General features: G+C 32.7%; 21 protein-coding genes and 1 pseudogene. 11 read left to right on the top strand and 11 right to left on the bottom strand.

The annotated features are described in order from the left end of the window. Positions 1-639: 639 nt before the first annotated feature. The 10 genes from ctlX to ACOOWA_RS17955 form a co-directional block, all read right to left on the bottom strand. Positions 640-1563 (bottom strand): citrulline utilization hydrolase CtlX, encoded by a 924-nt coding sequence (gene ctlX / locus ACOOWA_RS18000; RefSeq protein WP_421377324.1) that lies wholly within the window; start codon positions 1561-1563, stop codon positions 640-642. A gap of 139 nt (positions 1564-1702) precedes the next feature. Continuing rightward, positions 1703-2617, bottom strand: coding sequence for a dimethylarginine dimethylaminohydrolase family protein (locus ACOOWA_RS17995; RefSeq protein WP_421377322.1), 915 nt, complete (start codon positions 2615-2617; stop codon positions 1703-1705). Between the two features lie 675 nt (positions 2618-3292). Further along, the gene (locus tag ACOOWA_RS17990) at positions 3293-4579 is read right to left on the bottom strand and encodes a citrate synthase (RefSeq protein WP_421377320.1); all 1287 of its coding nucleotides are present in this window, start codon (positions 4577-4579) and stop codon (positions 3293-3295) included. Between the two features lie 90 nt (positions 4580-4669). Next, a complete protein-coding gene (eno, locus tag ACOOWA_RS17985; RefSeq protein WP_267266458.1) occupies positions 4670-5962 on the bottom strand; it encodes a phosphopyruvate hydratase in 1293 nt (430 codons plus the stop codon). Between the two features lie 182 nt (positions 5963-6144). Continuing rightward, positions 6145-6837: a YEATS-associated helix-containing protein gene (locus ACOOWA_RS17980; RefSeq protein WP_421377317.1), complete on the bottom strand. Its 693-nt coding sequence runs from the start codon at positions 6835-6837 to the stop codon at positions 6145-6147. Between the two features lie 16 nt (positions 6838-6853). After that, positions 6854-7825, bottom strand: a complete 972-nt coding sequence (locus tag ACOOWA_RS17975; RefSeq protein WP_421377315.1) for a coiled-coil domain-containing protein — start codon at positions 7823-7825, stop codon at positions 6854-6856. 162 nt (positions 7826-7987) lie between these two features. Next, the gene (locus tag ACOOWA_RS17970; protein ID WP_421377313.1) at positions 7988-8713 is read right to left on the bottom strand and encodes a sensor histidine kinase; all 726 of its coding nucleotides are present in this window, start codon (positions 8711-8713) and stop codon (positions 7988-7990) included. Positions 8714-8753: 40 nt separating this feature from the next. Further along, positions 8754-9407, bottom strand: coding sequence for a hypothetical protein (locus ACOOWA_RS17965; protein WP_421377311.1), 654 nt, complete (start codon positions 9405-9407; stop codon positions 8754-8756). 3 nt (positions 9408-9410) lie between these two features. Further along, complete coding sequence (locus tag ACOOWA_RS17960) at positions 9411-10145, bottom strand: hypothetical protein (protein ID WP_421377309.1); 735 nt, start codon at positions 10143-10145, stop codon at positions 9411-9413. A gap of 4 nt (positions 10146-10149) precedes the next feature. After that, a complete protein-coding gene (locus ACOOWA_RS17955) occupies positions 10150-10782 on the bottom strand; it encodes a response regulator (RefSeq protein ID WP_421377307.1) in 633 nt (210 codons plus the stop codon). Positions 10783-10956: 174 nt separating this feature from the next. Between ACOOWA_RS17955 and ACOOWA_RS17950 the strand changes: the two genes are divergently transcribed. From ACOOWA_RS17950 to ACOOWA_RS17905, 10 genes and pseudogenes are all read left to right on the top strand, one after another. Further along, positions 10957-11385 carry a hypothetical protein gene (locus tag ACOOWA_RS17950; protein WP_421377305.1) on the top strand — a complete coding sequence of 143 codons (429 nt, stop codon included), beginning with the start codon at positions 10957-10959 and terminating at the stop codon, positions 11383-11385. A gap of 341 nt (positions 11386-11726) precedes the next feature. Then, a pseudogene (locus ACOOWA_RS17945) lies at positions 11727-12004 on the top strand (aminoacyl--tRNA ligase-related protein); the annotation flags it as partial. A gap of 535 nt (positions 12005-12539) precedes the next feature. After that, the gene (locus ACOOWA_RS17940) at positions 12540-14147 is read left to right on the top strand and encodes a T9SS type A sorting domain-containing protein (protein ID WP_421377303.1); all 1608 of its coding nucleotides are present in this window, start codon (positions 12540-12542) and stop codon (positions 14145-14147) included. A 7-nt stretch (positions 14148-14154) separates the two neighbouring features. Next, a complete protein-coding gene (locus ACOOWA_RS17935; RefSeq protein WP_421377301.1) occupies positions 14155-17565 on the top strand; it encodes a hypothetical protein in 3411 nt (1136 codons plus the stop codon). Between the two features lie 9 nt (positions 17566-17574). Continuing rightward, positions 17575-20892, top strand: a complete 3318-nt coding sequence (locus ACOOWA_RS17930) for a DUF6443 domain-containing protein (protein ID WP_421377299.1) — start codon at positions 17575-17577, stop codon at positions 20890-20892. 1 nt (position 20893) lies between these two features. Beyond that, complete coding sequence (locus ACOOWA_RS17925) at positions 20894-21271, top strand: hypothetical protein (RefSeq protein WP_421377297.1); 378 nt, start codon at positions 20894-20896, stop codon at positions 21269-21271. Positions 21272-21327: 56 nt separating this feature from the next. Continuing rightward, positions 21328-22140, top strand: coding sequence for an RHS repeat-associated core domain-containing protein (locus tag ACOOWA_RS17920; RefSeq protein ID WP_421377296.1), 813 nt, complete (start codon positions 21328-21330; stop codon positions 22138-22140). Continuing rightward, positions 22140-22574 carry a hypothetical protein gene (locus ACOOWA_RS17915; protein WP_421377294.1) on the top strand — a complete coding sequence of 145 codons (435 nt, stop codon included), beginning with the start codon at positions 22140-22142 and terminating at the stop codon, positions 22572-22574. Before ACOOWA_RS17920 ends, ACOOWA_RS17915 begins: the two co-directional genes overlap by 1 nt. Before the next feature lie 305 nt (positions 22575-22879). Continuing rightward, a complete protein-coding gene (locus ACOOWA_RS17910) occupies positions 22880-24697 on the top strand; it encodes an RHS repeat-associated core domain-containing protein (protein WP_421377292.1) in 1818 nt (605 codons plus the stop codon). A gap of 1 nt (position 24698) precedes the next feature. Then, positions 24699-25244 carry a hypothetical protein gene (locus ACOOWA_RS17905; protein WP_421377290.1) on the top strand — a complete coding sequence of 182 codons (546 nt, stop codon included), beginning with the start codon at positions 24699-24701 and terminating at the stop codon, positions 25242-25244. Between the two features lie 169 nt (positions 25245-25413). On the opposite strand, the gene ACOOWA_RS17900 is transcribed toward ACOOWA_RS17905, so the two are convergent. Next, positions 25414-25779, bottom strand: coding sequence for a helix-turn-helix domain-containing protein (locus ACOOWA_RS17900; RefSeq protein ID WP_421377289.1), 366 nt, complete (start codon positions 25777-25779; stop codon positions 25414-25416). Positions 25780-25913: 134 nt separating this feature from the next. Here ACOOWA_RS17900 and ACOOWA_RS17895 point away from each other — a divergent pair. After that, positions 25914-26898: CHC2 zinc finger domain-containing protein (locus ACOOWA_RS17895; RefSeq protein WP_421377288.1), on the top strand; the 985-nt coding region annotated here is incomplete at its 3' end.

Here is a 26898-nt window from a genome sequence, read left to right as displayed (position 1 = left end):
TGAAGGAGATTTGGCGATCAACAAAACGAGAACCGGCAAACTTTTATCAAAGATGACATAAGTGCCGCTCCTAAGGAGCTCTGGTTGTTTTGAAATATCTTTCTACAAAGGTTTAGCTCCTACGGAGCTGTAGATAAAACTGCTTTAATGATTCTGTTAAGATTAAGCTCAATGGGAGCTGCCATAAATATTATGATGTCTTGCTATTACACAAAGAGTAAACTCTTACAGAACTAATTTCCATGAAAATTGTTCCTTATATTAATAATGAAGGTATGATAAGTGTGAGAAATAAAAAAAATTTTGGTTAATAGATTTAGCAAAGCTTTAAAACATAGTTTTTAGCTGTTTCCTTATTTGAAACTTAAAGAAAAAGAAATAATTCATATATATGCGAATGCTGAGACTTAAATAATGAACAATTTTCTAAGCAATATATTGCATCATAGGATTTTCATCAAAATATGGAAAACCGAAGCAATAATTTGATGATTTCCCATATCCTAGTAATTTTTTATCGTAAAAATTAGTAAAAATAAAAACTGCATTGCCAAATGTACCTAAAAGTAGATGATATTACAATGATTTGACAAACTTTGAATATTCATAAAATAAATTCAGAAATAATGATTGATATGACTAATTTTTCGGGAGGAAAATTTCAGCCAGCATACAACGCGCACTTCCGCCACCGTTCACTTCAATTGTATTTAAATCTGAATAGATAATCTCGCAATAGTTTTCAATGTTTGAAATTTGTTCAGGGTTTAATGACTGATAGGCAGTCTGGCTCATTACTAAAAATTTTTCATTGTTCTTATTCCGAACCTGCAGCATATTCCCTGCAAATTGCTGCATTTGCTCTTCAGAAATTTCAATGATTTCTTTTCCTGAATTTTTAATGGTTTCAATAACTTTGGCTCTTTCCAAATCCTTGTCGATACAATCTAAGCAAATTACTACAAATTTATCTGCGACACACATCATGACGTTGGTATGATAAATCGGAAGCCTTTCTTCACCCACCGTCTGAAATGAATGAAAAACAACCGGTGTAAAATCATATTTTAAACAAAATTCTCTAAAAAGATTCTCATCTAATCTTAAAGAAACCGAACCGTAAGCAATTTTATGATCATGATCGAAAATCATACTTCCTGTTCCTTCCAAATAGTGTCCCTGAATTTCCGGCAACGACCAATCGTCTATTTCACTAACCTGAAAACCTTGGTTTTTGATGCTTTCAATAATATCTTCTCTACGCTCAACTCTTCTGTTTGAGGCAAACATCGGATATAAAACCACTTTTCCGTCTTTGTGGAAACTCACCCAATTATTTGGAAAAATAGAATCCGGAGTATGCGGATCGATGGTATCTTTTATGGTGATAACATTAATTCCTTTAATCTTAAGTTTTTCAACAAAAATTCTGAATTCTGCCAAAGCTTTTGACTGAATATCTGCATCTTTTTGTTCGATTTGAAAATAATTATTTTCTGCTGTCTCTGCATTATATCCGAACGCAATTGGCTCTATCATTAATACTGTATCTGTTGTCTGCATTTTTGTTGAATTTTATTTTGAAAAATATGCGTGAATTTGTCATTCTGAAAAAACTTTAAACCAGTTACTGATCCTTTCAGAATAATGAACCAGCGCAAAAAAGATGATTACTTTGAACCAATTAAGTATTGCGTAAATTTTAATCTCTTACTAATGGCATTGTAGAACATCTCAACAAACCACCCATCTTAGAAATTTCCCTGTACGGAATTTCTTCCACCGTCATTCCCCATTCTTTTCTCAAATGGTCATTCATTCTTGTAAAAGCTTTGTCTGAAACTACAACTTCAGGAGAAATGGAGAAAATATTCGGGAACATTTCAAACATTTCTTCGGCAGTTACATGGAAACAATTTTCTTCTCCGAAAATATCAATAATTAAATTATAATCACTTTCGTCAACAAAACCATCTTTATAAATAATACATTTATCTTTTCCGATCGGGTTGAATGTACAATCCAAATGTAAAATTCCTTCGTATGGAATTCTGTCATTTTTCTTTAATTCAAGGTCGATAATTCTCTTTTTAGGAAAATATTCTTTAAGAATTTCTATGGCGTATTCGTTCGTTCTAGCCGTTTTATAACTTCTATAATCTTCACTGAAACAAGTTCCGATAAAAATAAAATCATTCCAGACAATCACATCACCGCCTTCGATATGAGCTGTTTCAGGGAGATTGATAATATCTCTCCATTTCACTTTCTCATATACCGTTTTGTAAGCTTCCTGTTCGTCGGCTCTGTCAGCAATTACATTTGAGATAATCATTTTATCATCAATTACAAATGCAACGTCTCTTGCAAAAACCTGATTGTAATCTTCAATAATATCCGGACGGAAAACTTCTACATCATATTTTTTCAAAACAGCTTCAAAAGCGTTCATTTCGTCGATAATATCAGCTTCTTTTGGATACAAATTATGCTCTATGGTGTGATATGATTTTGCATCATAGCTTTCTTCCAAAGTGGGAACTCCACCCATAGAATTGGGTTGTCCTAATACGACCGATCTCAGTCTTCCGGTTTCGTTTTTTATATTTAATTTCATTTGTAGAAATTTTTATCCTAAAGATCAAATGCAATCGCTTTATATTATTGAGTATTTATATTTAAAAATATACAGATGCGATTTTATTAATCATGAGAATTGCGCAAATATAATCAAACGTTTGTGAAGAGAAAAGCTTTTTGCTGAAGTGCTATTCAACACTTTTTTAATAGTTTTGAGGATTGTAGATTAATTACTAATTTCATCTGATGAATCTAAATTTTTCAGATATAATTAATTATAATCAGCTCTAATTTACACACAAAATCTTTTTTTAAATTTTAAAATAAATATTTTCATGAATGTCTATTTTTAATTACAAAGCTAAATCAACAGTCATTTTCTCATTTCGCAGAAATCCAAACCGCTGTATTTTCAGTGTGCAGATTACTGCAGAACAAATCTTTAAAACCAATTTATTCTTATTCACGGAATTCATAAATATTTTTTATGTACATCCGTAATTTGTAATAATTTAATTTTTAGCTTCATTTTTGTCATTCTGAAAGAATCTCATCACGTTGAAATAAAATGATTTAGATTCCTTCGGAAAGACAAAAAGACTGTCGATTTTGTTATTATGATTAAAAACGGACATTAATTATATTTTTAATTTAAAACCAAAAAATCCCAAAGCAAGAACTTTGGGATTTCAAATTGATATGAGACAACATATTATCTGTTTGCAATATCGATATAGTCTCTTTTTTTAGCTCCTTGGTAAACCTGTCTTGGTCTTCCGATCGGGTCTCCTTTTAATCTCATTTCTTTCCATTGAGCAATCCATCCCGGAAGTCTTCCTAATGCGAACATTACGGTAAACATTTCTGTAGGAATTCCTAATGCTCTGTAGATGATTCCAGAATAGAAATCTACGTTTGGATATAATTTTCTTTCGATGAAGTACTCGTCTTCAAGAGCAACTTTTTCTAATTGCATTGCAATATCAAGCGCTTTATCTTCAATTCCTAAAGCAGCTAATAAATCATCAGCAGCTTTTTTGATAATTTTTGCTCTCGGATCGAAGTTTTTGTAAACTCTGTGACCGAATCCCATCAAACGGAAACTGTCATTCTTATCTTTAGCTTTAGCAACCCATTTGTTGACATCACCACCATCTTTTTCAATCAGTTCTAGCATTTCTATAACTGCCTGGTTTGCACCACCGTGAAGCGGCCCCCAAAGTGCAGAAATACCCGCAGAAACTGAAGCAAAAAGACCAGTATGAGCAGAACCCACCATTCTTACTGTAGATGTAGAACAGTTTTGCTCATGATCAGCGTGAAGGATTAACAATTTATTTAAAGCAGCAGTTACTACAGGGTTGATCACAAACTCTTCGTTTGGTAATCTGAAAGCCATTTTGTAGAAGTTTTCTACATAATCAAGACTGTTGTCTCCGTGGTTTAATGGTAAACCAAGAGTTTTTCTGTACGTCCAAGCAGCAAGATGAGCAAATTTAGCAATCAACAATTCTGCTGCATGATCCATCTCTTCTTTTGAATTTACGTTAACAGATTTAGGGTTAAATGCCGTTAAAGCAGAAGTAAGAGTAGATAAAACTCCCATCGGGTGTGCAGAACGAGGGAAAGCATCGATGATTTTTTTCATCTCCTCCGCTACGAAGTTATATTTTTTGATGTTACCTTCGAAGGTATTAAACTGATCTTCTGTAGGTAATTCTCCGTGCAATAAAAGATACATTACCTCAGTAAAATTTGATTTTTCAGCGATTTGCTCGATAGGATAACCTCTGTAGAACAATTCTCCCTGGTCTCCATCAAGATAGGTGATTTCGCTTAATGTAGCGCCTGTGTTTTTGTACCCTAAATCTAAGGTAATAAGACCTGTCTGGTCTCTTAATTTTGAAATATCTATTCCTCTGTCTCCGATTGTACTATCCACGATTGGATATTCATATGAATTACCGTCGTAATTCAATATAACTTTGTTGTCTGACATTATTTTAATTTATTTTTTTTAAATATACTATTTATTATAAAATACGGCAAACAAAAAATTTCGTTCGCCGTTATTTATAAATTCAATGAATTATCTTTTGATTTTAAAAGCATCCAACCCCGGGAAATAAGCAGTATCGCCTAAAGCTTCTTCAATTCTTAATAACTGGTTGTATTTCGCCATTCTGTCTGATCTTGAAGCAGAACCTGTTTTAATTTGTCCGCAATTCATTGCTACAGCCAGATCTGCAATTGTAGAATCTTCTGTTTCACCAGATCTGTGAGACATTACAGATGTAAACTTATTATGCTGAGCCATCTGTACTGCTGCCATTGTTTCAGAAAGAGAACCGATTTGGTTTACTTTTACAAGAATTGAATTCGCAATACCTTCATCAACTCCTCTTTTTAATCTCTCAACATTCGTTACGAATAAATCGTCACCCACCAATTGTACTCTGTCACCTATTTTATCCGTTAACATTTTCCAACCTTCCCAGTCATTTTCCTGCATACCGTCTTCGATAGAGATAATCGGGTATTTGTTTGCCAATTCAGCCAAATAAGAAACCTGCTCACTGCTTGAGAACTGAGGCGCATCTGCAGTCTGGAACTTTCTGTAATCGTAAATTCCGTCTTTGTAGAATTCTGAAGCGGCACAGTCTAATGCAATCATTACATCATCTCCAGGTTTGTAACCCGCTTTTTCGATTGCCTGAAGCAAAGTATCCAAAGCATCTTCCGTTCCTTTGAAAGTTGGTGCAAAACCACCTTCGTCACCTACCGCAGTAGAAAGACCTCTTGAATGAAGAATAGACTTAAGATTATGGAAAATTTCAGTTCCTTTTCTCAAAGCATGAGAGAAAGAATCTGCTTTTACCGGCATTACCATAAATTCCTGGAAAGCAATCGGCGCATCTGAATGAGAACCACCATTGATTACATTCATCATCGGAACAGGAAGTGTATTTGCATTTACACCGCCCACATATTTATATAAAGGCATTTTTAATTCAGCAGCAGCAGCTTTTGCAGCAGCCAGAGAAACACCAAGAATTGCATTTGCACCTAAATTTCCTTTATTGTTGGTACCATCCAATTCAATCATAATCTGATCAATCAAATTCTGATCAAAAACCGGAAGACCAACTAATTCCGGAGAAATAACGTCTCTTACATTTTCTACAGCTTTAGAAACGCCTTTCCCCATCCATTCAGAACCGCCATCACGCAATTCTACTGCTTCATGTTCCCCGGTTGACGCTCCAGAAGGAACTGCAGCACGACCCATCGCGCCACTTTCTGTAAATACATCAACTTCCACTGTAGGATTCCCTCTAGAATCCAAAATTTGTCTCGCTTCTATGTAAGAAATGTAACTCATTTTCTGTTTATTTTATAGTTTAGACAAATTTAGTCAAAATTTAATTTTTAACATTATATTGATGGCTTCATTTGAGTTTTTGTGAGTTAAATTTTAGTTAATATTAAATTTTTACTTTAAAAATATATTAATAAAAATTCTCCACACGTAAATTAGTATGGAGAATTAGGGCTTTCAATAATTTATTTATCTTTCAAAATCAGGTTTTCCACCCCTTCTGATAATGCTACGGCTCTTACTCCGTTTCCTAGTTGAATCTCTTTCACAAGATGTCGGTCTTTAAGTTCCTCAATTTTCTGTTGAATTTTATCATTTTCAATGGAAGATATATTATCATAAACTTTCTCTACCGGTGTAAACTTTTTTTCAGGATTATATATTGTTTTCATAAGTTCTTTGGTTTCTGCGTCATCAACGATGGCAGACTGTTTTAGTGTTTCGAGCTGAGAATTTTCATCATATACTAAAACTGTTTTCTGTACATCATTTATTCTTTCTACTTCTTCCTTCATTTTTTTGTTTTCCACTTTCAAATTCGCATAATCTTCCTTTAGATTTTGTACGACTCTGCTTGATATTAAATTGAGATATTGAATGGAAGAATATGCTACAATTACACAAAAGCCAGAAAAAATAAAGTAATTGATATCATGAATTCCTTTTTCATTCCCTATTAAAATATTTTTCAGAATATCGCTGGATACCAAGTTTAAAAATAATGGTACGGTAATAGAGGCCAAAATTCCGAACACTATATTTCTGAGAAAAAAACGACCTCCGTTATCTTTCATTTCTTTCAATGAGCTTCCGATGCCACCAATTATTCCGCAGAATATGATGACGCCAATTATTATAAAAATATTTTCTGTTTTCACGTTTTATCGTTTTAAATTATGCTGCATCTTCAAATTTTTCAATTTCGTCTAAAGCTTTTTTTCTTTCTTCGTTTAGCATTTCTAAAGTTTGTTGGTATGGCTGAAGTATTTTTTGAAGATCTGCAATCAATTTGTTTAGTTTATCTTCTTCAATTTTCAATTGTTCTGTAGCTCCATTATTTTTCAGTTCAGTAATTGTTCCTTTACATTCTTCAATAGATTTTTCAATATTATTTTTCACGGGTTCTACCTCTCTTAAAATTTCATTTTGTGCATTATCAAACTGTTCATTTATAAGATCTGTCTGCATATATTTCATCTTACCTTCATATGCAACCGTAAGATCATTGAGCTTTTGCTGAATCTTTGTAATTTCTTGATTGCTGTTTTCAATATCTTCTTCAGATTCATTATAGTTAATACTTGTAATAACCAACGTATTGAAAGATATATTTTTTGAGATCATCGTTACTTCGGGAATTTTAAAGATCATTTCTTTAGTTTTCATACTAACTTCAGGAATCTTCGTTGACATACATTTTCTTTCTATAATAATTTCAGGAACAGAGATAATAATGGGCGTCCATTTTGTCGTACAATCCCAAAATTTAGTTTTAATACCCAAACGCCATTTAACTTGCCATTTGCATGTTGTTTCCGGTTTCTCACCAACTTTTTTAGGAACCATTTTTGTTTTCACCCAATCAAAACATATTTCTTTAAGATCCATTGTTACTTCCGGAATATCAAAAGAGAACTTTTGAATTTTCATGGTGAATTGAGGAATTGGCAAATCGAAGATTACTTTTTTCCATTCAAAATTATACTGATAATTCCCATTCTTAACTTTAAATAATGTCTCATTATCTTGTAAAATTTCGCTGTCATCCTGAATGTTAGAAACTTCTTTTGAAATTTCATTCGTAAGAGCTTTTAATTCAGCTTCAAACTCTTGTGTTAGTTTTTGAATTGATTCTTCGGTGTTCATTGTAATTTATTTTTAGTATTAATAATGATTAAAATGGTTATCAGTTTTGTTATGTCAAATTTCTTACATAAAATTTTCATAATCAATTACACAAACGGGTGATTCTTGAAACAAAAAACGGCACCATGAAATGATGCCGTTTTTTATAAGGTTAAAAACTAATTATAATTCTATCTTAAAAAATAAGTGCGTTCCGTTTTCTATAGTAACTTCACAATGCCCTTTCTGCTCTTGCATTCTCCGTTTCATATTTCGGAGACCGTTTCCTTCCGTTTTATCCTGATTTATTCCTATCCCGTTATCTGAAATTTTCATCAGGAATTCTTTATTTTTCTGAATAAACGATAACTTTAGTTGATCAGACTGACTGTGTTTGTAGGCATTATTCAAAGCTTCTTTTAGACATAAGAACAGATTTCGTCTTTGTTCTGTAGAAATGATTGTTTCAGAATTTACATTATCTATTTCTGTAAACAGTTTGATTTTAGTTTTTTTAAGAAAATTCTCTGCATATATTATTGAATAATCTATAAAACCTCCTAAAGTGTCATTCCCTGAGTTTAAGCTCCAAAGCATTTCCCTCATAGAAATATTCATTTCTTCGGAGGTCTTGAGAAGTTCATTGATATCTGTTTTTAAATCTTCATCCTCTGCTTTTTGCTTTAAAAATTCTGCCTGAAGTTTTAAAGCAGAAATCCCTGCACCGAGATCATCGTGCATATCGTGAGAAATACGTTCACGCTCGAGTTCTATCAGTTTTTGTTTTTCGAGTTCTTTTTGAAGGAGCTGGTTTTGGTATTCTGATTCTTTGAGTTGTTGTTCTTTGAGGTAGAGAAGCTGCTTTCTATTATAGACTATGACAACAAAAACAACGAACAGAATAATCAAAATTAATATGCAAAAAAAGATGGCATATGTGAGCTTGACTTCATACGGCAGACTTTTCATCAAGTATTTTTTTTGATTTTAAAAGAGCAATGAAAAATAAAATGTAAAATGCAATATTTATAATATAGAATATTGTACGCAGCATATTTTGAAATTCTTCGTCAATTTTTTCAAAAAGGTACATTGGAATTGATCTTAATATAAAAAAGGAACTCCATAGAATAAGCCCTACAGATACCCAAAATTTAGGGTGACTCGTAATTTTTCTATTGTCGACATTTACAATTCGATAGCCCATCCAAAACAAAGCTGAACACATATAAAACATAGCGAGGATAATACCTATTTTATAGTCATACTCAAACTTTAAGAAATCAATAAAAAAAACCGTACATGCTATAGCTAAACAGTAAAGACCTAAAAAAATCAATTTACTTTTCTTTACAAATGATCCCGCATAAAAGAAATAAAAAAAAGAAAGACAAAACAAAGAATAAAAATTATAAATAATTCCATTAGTTGGCAAATTAAGATAAGATTTTCCAATTAATGATAATATTTCAATAGCATTGGTAACAAAAAGGTATATAAAAAGATATTTTTGGATAGCATTTTTATTTTTGCCACCCAAAAATATACTGTATAGAAATAATAATGTTATTTCTATCTGATAAATTATTGCTAATATTTCCATTTCTTATGGATACATGTGCCCCATATTAAAATAGTAACTTCCTAAATCCGGATCATATGGACGCTGATTTGTAATTACAAGATCTTTATGGATTTTAGCAATAAGGTTGGGTCTAAGATTTATTGAATAAGGTAAAGCACCTACAAATAACTCTGAAATATTATCGAAGTTACTAAAATTTGTATCTATCAAATCCATAGTAAAAATTATATATTTAGTGAATTTAAAATTGGCGTAATTTCCTTGGAAAAATTCTTTAAAATTTACAATTGAATTTTTAATATTTTGATAGTCATCTTGTTCAACATGTACCAAATTTTCATTTTTTAATACATATAATTCATCATCGGTATTAACAATAAATTCCTCTCCTCTGTAAAAGTCGTTTTTAAACAAAAAAGCAATATTTACATTACCATTTTCATATAAAAAATAAATATACATAAATTCCTTTTTTTTCCTATATAAATTTACTGTATCACTAAATTGATTTATTATAAACTTTTCAGGAAATAAAGTAAAATATTTTCTAGCATTTGAAACTTGACTTTCCTTAACTTCTTTGGGAATAGGGTGTTCATACTCCCAAGCTAATTGTCTATAAATAAATTCTTTATTAAAATTCATTTTCTTTCCTGCTACAAAGCTTAATGTTTCACAATTCAGACCTCTGATCTGTTCAATTAATATTTCTTTAATCTCTTCACAATTCAAATTTTCTTCTAATTTTGTTTTCATAGCTCTAGTTTTTAAAATGGTTAAATTTATTTATAGCTTCAACTTTATTATTTACCTGAAGCTTTCTGTATATATTTCCGACGTGTTTTTTTACAGTGTCGATGCTTACAAATATTTTCTCGGCAATCTCTTTGTATAAAAGACCATGAGACAAAAGTTCCACAATTTCCGTTTCGCGTCTTGTGAGTTCTTCAAAATCTTTCACTTCGATTGTTTTTCTTTCGAAATGAGTTAAAACTTTTCTGGCAATTGAAAAACTCATCGGAGCACCACCGTTGTAAACATCACGAATGGATGAGAGAATTTTATCCATGCTTTCACCTTTTACGAGATAGCCCATTGCCCCGGCTTTTAACGAATTAAAAATCATTTCGTCATCTTCAAAGCTTGTACACATGATAAATTGTGTTGATGGTAAATCTTTTTTCAATTTTGTGATGATTTCTATACCAAGCATATCCTGAAGTTGGATATCCATCATTACGACATCCGGAGAAATATCTGATAAATTTTTTAGAGCCGTATTTCCATCAAAAAACTGTGCAATTACCTTCATATCAGTTTGGTAATCGATCACTTTCTTCAACGCATTGTTGTAGTTTTTTTCGTCTTCTACGATGGCGATGGAAATGCTCATGTTTGTTTTTTCTTTAAGACAAAGTTCAACAGAAAACAAAGGAAAATCAATTACACCTTTGGGTAATTTTTAAAGTTTTGAGTTTTCAGTACCTGGTTTATTTTTAGTTTTATTAAATTTAAAGAAAATTCTACATATAGAAAATTAATTTAAATTAATAATAAAATAAACTGAATGAAAAAAGCATTTATTCTATCAACTGGTATTTTGATTCTTTCTCTCTCAAGCTGCAAAAAGTCTGAAGAAGGAAATAAAGGAATTATAAAATCTGATTCTGCAAACACAGAAATTTTTGCCGATAACGGAGCTATAGATTCTACGATTGCTTATAATACCGACATTAATGGTAAGAAAAGTATAAAGACAGATTATGTTTATAAAGCAACTGATGGAACTTTAGTGAAAGTTGTATTCAATTATGATCTAAAAAACAGAAATGTTTCGATTACGAATAACAAAAAAACGTTTGTGCTAGAAAAGTCGGAAGCCAAAGTAAATGAAACGATTTACAAAAAAGATGATATGGAGGCAACTGTAAAAGGTGACAGTTTGATTATTCATCAAGGAAATAATATTATCGAACTTGTAAAAACCAAAATTTAGAACATAAAAAGAGTCCATCTCACAACTAGTGAAAACGGACTTTTTTTACGATTTTTCGACCTCCTGTCGGAGAATGATTTCCCTACAGTCGATTCTCACCCACATCATTGATTTGTGAGAATAACTCTTTATATATACTGCAAAAAAAAAGATTAAATAGCCACTCCTTAAAAAGCATTTAAATTACTGATTATTAATATTTAAAATTACTAGTGTTTTCTTGCAGGATTTTGTATATTAGAGCTTTAAAACCTCCCAAATATGTTGGGAAAAAATCCAGAAAAGAAGCAAGAATTATTCCTTCCAATGCTGGTTGATTTTACTGATCAAAATCACGAACTGGCTTTGCTTCTGCAATGACCTATGATTTTGAGGTTTGGAGTGTCGCTCAGGAAAAATGGCTGGAAGTAAGTTCAGTTTCAAACTTTGAAACGTTTCTGGCAAACCGATTGAAATGCCGTTACAAAGCAGACGGTAAGTCTCAGCTGGTACTTTAAACGGGTTCGCAATGGCATTGCCAAGAATTATGGCGGGTTTGCTGGAGAATAATCAGACTTCGGAAGGCATCAAGCTTCCTAAGAAAATCGTTGAATACGCGAGATTTGAATTGATTGATTAAATTTTAATCTTATATAAATAAACCCACCGAAGTTCGGTGGGTTTTGTCATTTTTACACATTATTTTGATGGTGTATCGCTCCATCTCTGTCGTTCCATCTTCAAAATAAATTGACGTTTAAAAATGTCAATAGTAATAACCTGATTTTAACGGTTTGTCTGTTATTGACTTCGTCGAATCTTCGGTTTCTGCAGGAAACCTAACGAAGTGGTTCGATAATGTCCATCTCAACATTGAAAATAAAGCGGTCTAGATTTCTGCGAAATGACAAAATGAATGCTCATTTTAGTTTTATAATTAAAAACAGATATTATTAATTTGATTTTTTTACACCAATTGTAATATTTTAGAAATTAAAAATTAAGTGTTTTTAATATAAAAAAGATAATCGTAAAGAAATTATACGACAGGTTTTGTCGTCATACGCTAATATATTTGTGGTATTGATACAGAAGTGTCTTTATTAATTCTTATTCATCAGAAAATATAATCAGTTAAAATAAGTTAAATTCGTACAAATTTTAATAACCAAATTATGAAAAAACTCTACATGAGTGCATTTCTGATAAGCACTGCAGCAGGATTTCATGCTCAGAATGTGGTTTGGCAGAAAGACATTCAATCTTCAACACAGGATTTTCTTTCGCAGGTGACCACCACAATCGATCAGCAATACCTGATTACGGGAAGCAGTATACAGGCAGGAAGCGGGAAGTTGGGTGCCGGAAGTTCAACTGCAAAATCACAACAAAATAACGGCTACGATTTTCATTTAGTCAAACTCAACCAACAGGGTGAGGAAGTCTGGGAAAAATATTTCTCGGGACAAAACCACGATTTTCTTTCGGCAACAGTGGCTACGCAGGAAGGAGGATTTCTATTGGCAGGAACTTCTTATTCAGGAAAAGGCTTAGACAAAAAAGAAGATTCTAAAGGCGGATCTGATATTTGGCTCATTCGAATTAACGAATTTGGAGATCAACTCTGGCAGAAAACTTTGGGAACATCACAGGATGAAGAAGCCAAATCTGTGATTCAAACCACGAATTTCGGATTTATGGTGGCAGGAAATGTTCAGAATTCTTCCAACGGTTTTGGCTCTAAAGATGTCACAGTGACCACACTGGATAAAAACGGGAAAGTACTTTCAGAATTAATTTTAGGCGGAAAAGGACTGGATGAAGTGGAAAAAATAATTCCAACTTCCGACGGAGGAGCGTTACTTGGAATGTATTCGAGAAGTTCCGAATATGTTGGAAGCAGGAAGATGGAAGCAGGAAGTTCGACCATCAACTATCAACCAAAAACCACCAACAATTTTGGCGAGGGTGATTTTTGGATTGTTAAACTTAACAAAGACGGAAAAGTAGAATGGGAGAAGAATTTCGGAGGAAAAGGTGACGATCATTTAAGATCGATGGCATTTACTTCGTCGGGATATATAATTGGTGGTGAATCGAGATCTGAACGATCAGGAAATAAAACGGTAGGAATTGAAGAAGGAACGGATGTCTGGTTGATCTCTTTAAACGAAAGAGGCGAAGAACAATGGCAAAAATCCTATAATTTCAAAAATCGGGATATTCTGATGGGAATGAATGTCATCAGTACTGGTGATAACAAAAACTCAAAAGGCGTTTTGCTTGGAGGTTATACTCAGGCTGAAGGAAGAATAGAAGCTGATGATGAAACTTTTTGGATGCTGTACGTTGACAATAACGGGAATGAACAATGGAGAAAACATGTAAAAGGAGAATCGAGAAAGAAAGAGGAAAGGCTTTCTGATTTGAAGATGAATAAAGACGGTTCTATTGTATTGGCAGGAACGAGTGCTGAAGAATTAGGTAAGGAAAACTGGAAGATTGTGAAACTAGGAGAAAGCCAGATTGATCAGCTGATTGAGAAACAAAATATCAAAATCTATCCGAATCCTGTATCAGATTACTGTTATGTAGAAGTTGGGTTTGATTTTAAAGAAGCGGATATTATCCTTTATGATATGGGAGGAAGACAACTTCAGAGTCTGAAAACGAAGAATAAAGTAACTAAAATTAATACGCAGAATCTGATTCAGGGAGCGTACCTGATTGTGGTGAAAACTGATGACGAGAAAACTGCGAATGCGAAAATTATTAAAAAATAAACAAATTATGAATAAAATATTAATTGCTCTTTTATTTTCAATAGCTGTAAATTTTACAGCACAAGACTTTGGTAACAAAGATATAGGGGATATTAACAGGATATTTTTACCACCACCTACCGCAAATAATTTAATGAAGTTTGAAGAAGTACCAATAAGTTATTACACTGGTATTCCCGATATTTCAATACCACTTTTTAACATTCCTACAAACAGTAAGGATATTAATTTAAATGCTCAACTTAAATATCATCCTTTAAGCGCTAAACCGAAAGATAAAGCGGGAGAACAGGGATTAGGCTGGAATTTAGTCGTCGGTGGGTCAATTACACGTACTGTCAGAGGAGGAGCTCCAGATGAAAAAAATATCAGCAAAAATGATTTGACATCCCAAAAAACTAAGTATGGGATCTATAATCAAAATAATAACCCAACCTATCAAATAATTGATAATAATGCTGTTGGATTGAATACATCTGAGTATGCTTTTAATGCTGCCATGGGAAGATATGATACAGAATATGATTTGTATCAATATAATTTTATGGGATATACAGGTCGCTTTTATGTAAAAAAAGAGGGGGCTGGGAGAATTGTTGAAAAATTGGATAAGAATAACTTAAAAATAACTTGTAAGGTAGATAATTTGTCTCAAGAAATTACCGAATTTGTAGTTATTGATGATAAAGGCGTGAAGTATACTTTTAATGTAATTGAAAAGTCATCACAGACTGTTACAACTATAAAAATAGGACTTCATAATCAAACTCCTATGATGACGTCTAATTTTGATCCAGGAAATTATCCTGTTTCCTATTTGCTCGGCAAAGTTGACAGTCCATCAGATGATAATTTGCTATTATTTACCTATGATTTAAATGCAAACATAAACTATGAAGAAGCCCCAAATTTAGTGCGTAGAAATGCTTATAATATTTTTTATAATGATGATGATCCTATATTAAACTTTAACGTTGATACATCAATTCCGGGAAGTTTGGAATCTTCAACAGTTCATAATATTTCACAAACAAAAATACTTACAAGCATTATTGTAAAGGATAGAGCAAAAATAATTTTAACATATGAGAAAGGAAGAGAAGATTCTAATTATCAAAACCCACAAGACTTATATAAACTTAAGACCATAGAATCACAATTTTTAGGTGTTAGTAATAATTCTGCGATTAAAAAATACGAATTCAACTATAAATATTCTCCGCAAATAGAGCTTTTACCAATCGATGGACCTTCCAAGCAATTAAAAAAACTTCTGTTAGATAAAGTGACGGAAATAAATTTTAATGGTCAAAATAATGAATATAAAATTGAATATTTTGATACCTCTATTTTTTCAACATCAGTAAAAGAAGACAGATGGGGATACTTTGAAAGTCCTTATACATTTACAAACATAGTAAAATCAATACAGTATCCTACTAAAGGAAAAGTTGAATTTAATTTTGAAGAAAACGATTACAGTAGCTATCCTACTATTGACGACGAAGTAGGTGATATAAATACAAATATGCAAAGTGTGAAAGACTACATTAAACTCACACCTATTGAAAATAGCCTTGGCTACTCAGATTTTAGTATTACTAAAAAAGAATTTTTTACCATTTCATCATCTCAAACAGTAAGAATTAGCTGTTATTATGGAAATTTAATTTATTACCCATGGACTTTAAATATTTTTAAGAAAAATAATTTAAATCAATATGTTGAAGTCCATCGATTTGATGAACATCAGCAACAGCCAACTAGTCCTGGAGGGTTAGTTAGCAACCCTTACCCATCAGGAACACCCTTAATAACAGAAAAAGAATTATATATACCGCTTCTAGAACCTGGGATTTATTACATGACATTGAATAGTCCTTCTATATTTAGTTCATCAAATTTAAACAGTACCTTCGTTGCACATACTTCAGAAAATACTCTTATTGAACAAAAAAAGAAAAAAGGGGGAGGTATAAGAATTAGCGAAATATTATATTATAATGATGTAAATAATCATAACCCTGCAAAAAAGAAAGTTTTTAATTATCAAAACATAACGAATCCTTTATTGAGTAGTGGGTCGTTGGTTTTTCCTGAACCTTTATATTTCTATAATGACAATTTCAATTTACTTTATACTCAAGACAACCAATATGGATTTACTCATCATAATGTTCAATACAACGCACAATTGATAGTAACTACAAATTATAATCTATTACCAATTCAAAAGACACAAGGTTCTGATGTAGGATATCAATATGTTACAATTGAAGATATTGATTTACAAAATAATAAAAAAGGAAAAACGGTACATAAATTCAGATCACCCCTAGATTTTCCTAATCAATCGCATATGTTCACCGTTATGCCGATTGTACCTATCGCTAATCAAGATTATTTAAGGGGACAATTGTTCTCAACAAAAGTTTATGATGCAAACAATAATATTTTATCTGAAATTGAAAATCAATATACTTCAACAGAATACGAAAGGAATGATGGTATAAAAATTAAGGATAATTTTTATAATAATATAATTACTAAAAACTACAAATACGATACCTATCAAGAATTTGTAAATCATATAGGTTCAAATGTAATATTAATATCTCCTTATAAAAATTTTGAAAAATTTGGAGTTACTCTACCTATTCAAAAAATTGAAAAATCTTACTTTTATAAAAATGGTGTACAGAGTTCTGTCTCAGCGACAACGAATACATTATATAACAGTTTAGATTATCCAACATCTGTGACGCAACTTTTTTCAGATGGGGATTCTAATGTAGCCTCTTACAAATATGCTTATGAAAAAGGTAATACCAGACTTATCAATGCCAATATGGTTGGTGTTCCTTTAGAAAAGGAAAATAAAAAGAATAATAATGTTATCACTAAGGTTGAGACATTTTACAATGATGTAAATCATTATCTTCCTACATCATTGGCTACAACTGATCTTTCTGGTGTTGTTATAACTGAGGTTATCTACGACAAGTATGATAGTAATGGTAATCTATTGCAATACACCACAAAGGATGGTGTTGTCACATCAATTATCTGGGGATATAATTTTACCCAGCCTATCGCAAAAATTGTAGGAGCCAGTTATGATGAAGTGTCTCCATTAGCATCAGAAATTATTTCGGCATCGGATACAGATATTAATACGGCTACGGAGCAGATCTTAATTGATAAATTAGATATTTTCAGAAATTCTGTTCACTCAATACCGAGACAATATTCTCAAGTGGCAACCTACACTTACGATCCATTAATTGGCGTAACAAGTATCACCCCACCATCCGGAATCAGAGAGATTTATAAATATGATTCTGCCAACAGGCTTGAGAAAATAGTTGATGAAGAAGGGAAGATTTTAAAAGAATTCAAATACAACTACAAACCATAAAACTCAAATATGAAAAAAATATTAATCCCGGTTGGAGCACTATTTCTTGCAGGCTTTTCGCAGGCTCAGCTGACCAATACCGAAAATTATGTTTATACCAAAACCTACCTCGATTATAACGGAACTACTCCAACTAAAACAGCAGAAACCGTTCAGTATTTTGATGGATTAGGAAGACCGAAGCAGGTAGTTAACGTAAAAGCATCTCCACTGGGAAAAGATGTGGTCACTCATATAGAATATGATGGTTTTGGAAGACAGGTGAAAGACTTTCTTCCTGTTCCTCAATCTTCAACTCAGAATGGAGCGATTATTCCGTCGCCGCTCGGAAATACTTCTTCTATTTACGGTTCAGAAAAGATTTATTCAGAAAAGATTTTAGAAAATTCTCCTTTAGACAGAATTCAACAGCAGATCCAGGTTGGTAACGATTGGAGCAATAAACCTGTAAAATTCGACTATGATGCCAATATTGCAGGAGAGGTTATCAAATTTACTACAACTACTGTTTGGGAGAACAACGCAACGAAATCCACAGTAAACAGTACCGGAACTTACGCCTCGTCTCAACTTTACAAAAATACGGTGACCGACGAGGACGGCAACAAAACCATTGAATTTAAAAACGGACAGGGGCAGACATTACTCGTAAGAAAAATGCTTGATGCCACTACAAAAGTTGATACCTATTATGTTTATAACGAATACAATCAATTGGCATTTGTTATTCCGCCTTTGGCTTCGATTGCGACACTTGATGAAACAACCCTTAATAATCTTTGCTACCAATACCGTTACGACGGCGAAAACCGCTTGGTAGAAAAGAAGCTACCCGGAAAAGGCTGGGAATATATGGTGTATGATAAAGCAGATCGTTTGATATTCACTCAGGACGCAGTAATGCAACCCACTGGTAAATGGCTTTTCACAAAATATGACAGGTTCGGGAGGATAATTTATACAGGAATTGTATCGGGCAGTGACAGAGCAGGGATGCAGAATATGATAGGAAATCTGGTAATTACAGAAAACAGAGATACAGGAGGCTTTGCAAAGAACGGAATGCAGATTTATTATTCTAACGGAATGTTTCCTTATCTTGAAACGGTACTGTCAGTTAATTATTACGACACTTATCCTTCTTACAGCTTCAATCCTGCTTTTCCTTCTACGATTTACGGAAAAACGATTTTGACGGATAATGCTGCCACATTGGGGAAAAGCACAAAAAGTCTTCCCGTAATGACATTGGTAAAGAATATAGAAGATGATAACTGGACGAAAAGCTACTCTTATTACGATACCAAAGGAAGACCTGTCGGAAGTTATGCGATCAATCATTTGGGAGGCTACACCAAAACAGAATCTGATCTTGATTTTTCGGGAGCGGTACTGCAGACCAAAACCTATCACAAAAGATTGTCAACCGACACCGAAAAAGTAATCACCGAGACTTTCTCTTACGATCATCAGAATCGGTTGCTGACCCATAAACATAAAGTAGACAACAATACGGAAGAGATATTGGCTCAGAACGAGTACAACGAATTGTCTCAGCTTAAAACCAAAAAAGTTGGTGGAACGAATATTGCAACACCTTTGCAAACCATTGATTACAGCTACAACATCCGAGGATGGATGACTAAAATTAATGATCCGAATAATTTAAACGGCAAGCTTTTCGGGTATGAAATAAAATACCAAAACCCAGTCAACACTTCGCTTTCTCCTGCAAAATACAACGGCAACATTGCTGAGATCGACTGGAAAACTGTCAACGATGGGGTAATAAGAAGATATGGATATCAATATGATTCACTCAACAGATTGTTAAAAGGAATTTATCAGGAACCCCAATCTTCCGTTCCGCAGAATAATTTCTACAATGAGGAATTATCTTATGACCTGAACGGAAATATTACCTCTCTCCAAAGGAAAAGCAAGGCTGCATCGGGCTTGGCAGAGCAGATCGATAATCTTGCTTATTCATACACAGGAAATAGACTCAATACCGTTACAGACACCTCGTCTAATTACCTTGGCTATCCCGATATCTCGGGAAATACGATCGCATATGACGACAACGGAAACATGAAAGACCAGAAAGATAAAGGAATCTTGCAGATTGATTATAATTTTCTGAATCTTCCCAACTATACCAAGTTTGACCAGCTGTATTTCACAAGAGGCCGCTGGCTCAATAATAACATTACTTACTTATACAGAGCTGATGGTACCAAATTAAAGAAAATATATAAATACAGTGAAGTATCTGTTTTTAAACAAAAAACAACAGAATATCTGGATGGTTTTCAATATGAGATAATCTCTACCTCGGCTGACCCGCTGATCAAGTTTGTTCCTACATCAGAAGGTTATTTCAATTTCGAAAATAATAAGTATATTTACAACTATGCAGATCATTTAGGAAATGTGAGATTAAGTTATTTTCACAATGGAAGCAGCGTAGAAGTTCTTGAAGAAAATAACTATTACCCGTTTGGTTTAAGGCATGAAGGATATAATCCTACTGCTGGAAACCCGAGTTACCAATACAAGTACAACGGAAAGGAGCTTCAGGAAACAGGAATGTATGATTATGGCGCGAGGTTTTATATGCCGGATATTGGACGATGGGGAGTCATAGACAACAAAGCTGAAAAACATTTTCCTTTTTCAGGATATAATTATGCTATAAATAACCCCATAAAGTATTTAGATCCCGATGGTAATGATATTATTATTTGGTATAAAGCGTCTAATGGTAAAATGGAGTCATATGATTATAAATATGGTTCTAATTACACAGGAAAAAATAAATATGTAATTGCTTTCCATAACGCAGCAAATTATTTAATTAAAAATGGAGCGGGAGAAAATCTTAAAGCTCTGGATTCTAGAAAAGAGAAGGTAAAAGTTACAAATATGGGCTATACTGATAATGTTGGAGCTCAATTTGATAATGTAGATACAATTATATGGAATCCAATAAAGGGAATAGAATCTAAGAATACAGGCAAGAGACTTTCACCTGTTGCAGTTTTAGATCACGAGATGGATCATGCAGAAGATTATTTCAAAGATCCAGAAAAGCATATGCTTAATGTATTAAAACCTACAGGAGATGCTTATCATAATGCTGAAGAGATGAGAGTTATTCAAGGGAGTGAACAATCTACTGCAAAGAAACTTAAACTTACTAAAGGAAAAGAGGTAACAAGAAATGATCATGAAGGAGATATCATAACAACAGTAGGTGTAACATCAACTAGAAAACCAAATGAAATACAAGAAGTAGTATTAACACCAAAAAAGAAAAATGATTAAAATGTATAAATTCTTGATTATATTTATTTTTTTATTTCTTTATAATTGTAAAAAAAACATTCCAGAGATAAATTTTATAAATTTATATACCACCACAATAACGTCAGTGAAATGTGAAAATCTAAGAAAGGCATCGAATTTAAAAAGTGTTATTTTATCCGATGAAGAAAATGATAATTTATTAAGTAGTTTTTCAAAATTAAAACCTGCTTCAAAAGATTTAAGTATTGATGCCAGAGTATATGGTTCAATTTATGATGGTTCTAAAAAATTAGATTTTTGTTCTGGTATCGGAGTTATTGAAATAAATAATAAAAAATATTTAGTTGATAAAAATTTAAGGGATAATCTACTGATGCTAACCCAAGGAAAAAGATAAAATTCCCTCGCTACCCTACGATTTATAGTGGGGTGAATAAATAATAACCTCGCATTTTGCAGGGTTGTTATAATTACAAGTACCAAGGACAAGAATTGCAGGAGACTGGTTTTTATTCGTTTAAGTGGCGAAATTACATGCCTGATGTGGGAAGGTTCTTTAATATTGATCCGCTTGCTGAAAAGTTTACATATAATAGTCCTTATGCATTTGCAGAAAACAGGGTTATTGATGGCAGAGAATTGGAAGGACTGGAATGGGTATCAAGCCGAAACTTAGAAACAAAAACTATTAATTTACATCTTACCTATAAACCTGTAAATAATACAATGGGCGCTCTTTCTAATGCTCAAATGTCTGCGCTTATTAAAGATCGTGAAGCTCAAATTGTTTCTTCTTTTGGAGGTAAGGATTCTGCTGGAAATCAGGTTAATATTACTTTTAGCCAAAGTGATAAATCTACTATGGTCTGGGATTATAACATTGCTTATGACACTAATAATGTTGATGACTTTAAAGGGAAAAGTCAAGAATTTATTGATAATGCTGTAGTCCGTACTGATGGAATGACTGATACTAATAACAATACGCAGACAAATAGAACTCAAATTAATGTCTATACCACAAAAGGACTTGGTGCTGATGATGCAGGATATGTAAAATCTGATAATAAAGGTAGATCTGATGTGGCTAAAACAGGTGCTCACGAAACTGGTCACACATTAGGAATCAAACATGATGATAAAGCAACATTAAAATCATCTCCAGATAATTTAATGCGAGCCGGAGGTCCGGGTACGAAAATAACTCCGGAACAAAGAACTAATGCTATAAACTTAGTAGAACAACAACAACCAAAAACGAGATAATGAAGGCTTTTAATAGAATAATAGTTTGTTTTTCATTTGCTTTTATAAGCTGTTCTGCTGTAAAGACAACTGAAGTATATGGTACAGAGATGGAGATTGTCGATAATGTACGATCAAGAGTTATGATTAAAAAATTTAACGCTCAGGATAAAAATAAATCATTTTTAGATTTTACATCGCAGTTTGATAATCTTATCACAGTCAAAAACGGGGATAGTATAGTTATCAATGAAAAAAGCAAAACATTACCAATGTTAGGGTTTACAACGGGTTGCGTTATATTTAACAATAAAGAGGTTACAATTACTATTGATAATAAGCAAACCATAAAATTAAATAAAGAACAGTTGCCTAAATATAAGTTTATATACATTGAAAAAAATAAAAATCATTACAAAATAGAATATACAAACGGAGCAAAGTCTTTTCTGTAAAATATTTACTTCTCCCCGCTGCGCAAAGTCTGTGACTTTGATCGGAATAAATAAAGAACCCCCCGCTCCTGCACGATTGTATCGTGTGGAAGATAATAAAAAAACCTTGCAAATTGCAAGGTTTTGTGTTTTATAAAGCGGTAGCGTTTTTAGCAAAAAAATCTTTAAATTTTTTATTGGTAAGCATTTTGTCCGGCACAGAACGAATACAACGAATTGTCTCAGCTTAAAACAAAAAAGTTGGTGGTACAAATACCGCAACACCTTTACAAACCATCGATTACAGCTACAACATCCGAGGTTGGATGACGCAGGTCAACAATCCCAATGACTTAACTGGCGGAGATTTATTTGGATATAAAATAAAGTATAATCAGGTGGAAGGACTGGAAAACCCCAACACCGATTTTTTAAACCTTCAAGTAAAGCCAAAATACAACGGTAATATTGCTGAAATAGACTGGAGAACAAACACAACAACAGGCGATAATCTCAGAAGATATGGCTATGTTTATGATGGTCTCAACCGTTTGAAAGCAGGTTTTTATCAACGTGATGACAATCCTACGGCAAAAGAATATTTCGAGAAAATAGATTATGATCTTAACGGAAATATTACAAACTTAAAAAGGTCAGCATCTAAAGACGGAAATGCTTTTGCTACAGCTATTGACAATCTTGATTATGTATATGAAAATAATAATCAAAGCAACAGATTAAGCACCGTTACCGATACTTCCCAAAACTACAAAGGATATCCCGATACATCAGGAAATGCGATAACGTATGATCTTAACGGAAATATGAAGAGCCATAAGGATAAAAATATTCTGGAAATACGTTACAATTATCTGAATTTACCTAATTATATAAAATCAGATCAATTTGTGGCTACGGGAGGAAGACAGGCAGAGATTTATCTCAGCACCACCAATACTTACCGAGCAGACGGTATCAAGCTCAAAAAAATATACACCTATAAAGACTGGATTGTAACGAACTTCATTGCTAAGACGGAAACCGATTATCTGGATGGTTTTCAGTACGAAAAAAGTATTACTTTTTCTTACTCAGGAAATCCGGAACTCAAGTTTGTTCCCACATCGGAAGGATATTTTAATTTCGAAAATAATAAGTATATTTACAATTATACAGACCATTTGGGAAATGTGAGATTAAGCTATTTTAACAATGGTACAAGCGCAGAAGTTCTTGAAGAAAATAACTATTACCCGTTTGGTTTAAAGCATGAAGGATATAATCCTACTGCTGGAAACCCGAGTTATCAATACAAGTATAACGGTAAAGAGTTGCAAGAGACAGGAATGTATGATTACGGTGCAAGATTTTATATGCCGGATATTGGAAGATGGGGTGTTGTTGATCCGCTGGCGGAGAAAAATAGAAGATTTACACCTTATAATTATGCTATAAATAATCCGATACGTTTTATCGACCCGGATGGAAGATCAGAAAGCGATTGGATCAGGAAAGATGGAAAGTGGCAATATGATGCTAGTGTCACAACTTTAGAACAGGCTCAAAAAGTACCTGGTGCAGATGGTTTTGCTAAAAATGGGACAATATTATCAAATGTAAGTGTAGACGGGGGAACTGAATCTGCTTATGCGCAACTAAATGAAGGAGGTTCAATTTCAAAGCTTGATACGGATGAAGTTGGTATTACTGACATACTAAAAATAAACTCGTTCACAACCTTTACAGAAAGTGATATAATGCAAAGTTTTAGTGGAGGAGCAAATGAGACAGATCCTTCAACAGCAAGTAAGGCAAGGGGAAGAGATAAACTTGAAACAAACAATATGTTTGAGTATATATTGAACGGATTTAATAGATCCAGAACATTTAAGGGAGAAGATGGTCTTTATCAATTTGGTATTGATATACAATCGCTTAATCCTTTTGGGGATTCTTCAAAAAAATCAAATGATACAGTTATCAATGCTACATTTTTTAATAATGAAAAAGATACGACAATGCAATTTAAAGTTCCTAAAGTTGGTGATGTGTATCAAAATTGGCACACGGGAAGTAATTATGATAATCTTACAAACCCTTATATTAAGGCAAAAATTGATAGTGTAAAAAAGTCTCAAAAATAATATGAAAAACTTAAGCTTGATATTGGTATGTTTTATTATCTTATTACATTCTTGCAAAAAAGAAGATTATACAGAAATAAGTAAAGCTAATGGAGTCACAACAAAAGCAACATATAAAAAAGGAAAGTTAGTTGAGTCAGAAGTATATAATAAATTGGGACAATTAGATAACAAATGTCTATATAAAAATGGAAATGTCGTTAAAATATACCAATATTACACTGACGAAAAAGTACGATCATATTCTTACTTATTCAAAGCTCCTCACAATTATACAACTACAGAGTATCATAAAAATGGCAAAGTTGCAAGTGAGGGAGAGGGTGATTATTTTAAAGATAAGAATTTGTATTTAAAAAGAGGTGAATGGATTTTTTATACTAAGAATGGTAAGCTATTTTCGATATATGGTTTTATGCACGATGGTAAAAAACAATATATAAAAAGTGAAATGCTTTTTGATACAATTAAAGGAAAAATTAAAAAAGATACAATCTTCAATCCTCCTTTTTTGTTTGAAAATGGAGGTTTTGTACCTATAGATTAAGTCTCGCTCCCGCTCTGCGAAGTTTGTAACTTCGTAGCAGATAATAAAAAAGACCTCGCATTTTGCGAGGTCTTTTGTGTTTTATAGCCCCCGCTACCCCCGCTACCGCACGATTATATCGTGTGGCAGATAATAAAGAAACCCATCGCAATTGCGATGGGTTTTTATTTTATAAAGCGGCTGCGTTTTTAGCAAAAAAATCTTTAAACTTTTTATTGGTAAGCATTTTTTCCACGAGTCGGAAAATGGTTTGCTTGTCTTCTTCTTCGAGCTGTTGTATTAATCTAATCTGTTCGAGTTCTGTTTTATCTTCCAAGATAACTTCTTTAGGAATAGAACCATCATGATTAATGATTTGATCGGTATTCATGTCAAAAAGCTGCGCCATCTTCTGTAGTTCTTCTACGGCTAAACTTCTTGTTCCCTTTTCAATTTTAGAATACGCAGATTTATCAACGCCAATATAATTGGCTACCTCAATTTGTTTAAGGTTTTTCTGCTCTCTTATATCTTTAATGTTATCTGCTAAACTCATAAGACAAAAGTATTGAAAATGACAATTATTTACAAATAGTTGTAAAATTAAAAACATTTAAGTTGTTAAAATAAAAACTTTATTTTATTTTTGTAGTAGTGAAATTAACCACAAAATAGTAAAAGTCTTTATTCATGGAGATTACAGCAATCAAAGAACGTTTAAGTTTATCCGAAGTCCTGAAGCATTATAATCTGCAACCTAAAAACTCAATGCTTAAATGTTTTATGCATGATGATAAAACTGCAAGTCTTCAGGTGAATCTAGAAAAGAACTTTTACAAATGCCATGCTTGCGGAAAAACTGGAGACGTGATACAATTTATAGAAGACTTTGAGAAACTATCAAAACACGAAGCGATTTTAAAAGCTGAAAGCTTTGTAAAAAGTACAATGTATAATGTACAACGTACTGAAAGCAAAGAAAAAAGTACATCCGACATTGTACAAAATACAAAAATACAGTTCCTTGAGAAAGTATATTTAAGCTTTAGGAAAGGAATTTTCAATTGTGTTCCTGCGAAAGACTATGTAAAAAGCAGAGCGTTATTGGTAGAAGAATTAGAAATAGGATTTAACAGCGGACAATTGCATTATGCAGAAAGAAGAGGCGGAGAAAAAGGATTGATACAAAATTTATTAGATGTAGGATTATTGTCATTAGCAGGAACCAACAGCAGAACAGGAGGACAAGCGTATAAAACCTTCGGCATCAAAAGCATTGTTTTTCCATTGAAAAATAAAGAAAATCAAATCGTGAGCTTTTATTTTAGAAGCATTGTAAATAATAAAGAAGCAAAACATTTTTACTTAAAAAACCGCAGCGGAATTTATCCCAATTATCCAAAAAAGGAAACTAAAAAACTGATTTTAACGGAGGCGATTATCGATTGTGCAAGTTTACTCCAGATAAAAGAAATACGAGACAATTACAGTTTGATAAGTTGTTTTGGAACGAATGGATTGAATGAGGAAATTTTAAAAGCGATAAAGGAACTCAAAGAATTAGAAGAAATTATTTTCTGTTTTGACCAGGATAAAGCAGGAAAAGAAGCGGTTAAAAAATATGCAGAAGAATTTAAAAATTATAAAGTCTCAACGGTCGAACTTCCTAATAATG

Source organism: Chryseobacterium sp. GP-SGM7 (assembly GCF_049166575.1).
Classification (GTDB): domain Bacteria; phylum Bacteroidota; class Bacteroidia; order Flavobacteriales; family Weeksellaceae; genus Chryseobacterium.
The sequence above is the reverse complement of the archived record's forward strand: the minus strand, read 5'-3'. Positions and strand labels throughout refer to the sequence as shown.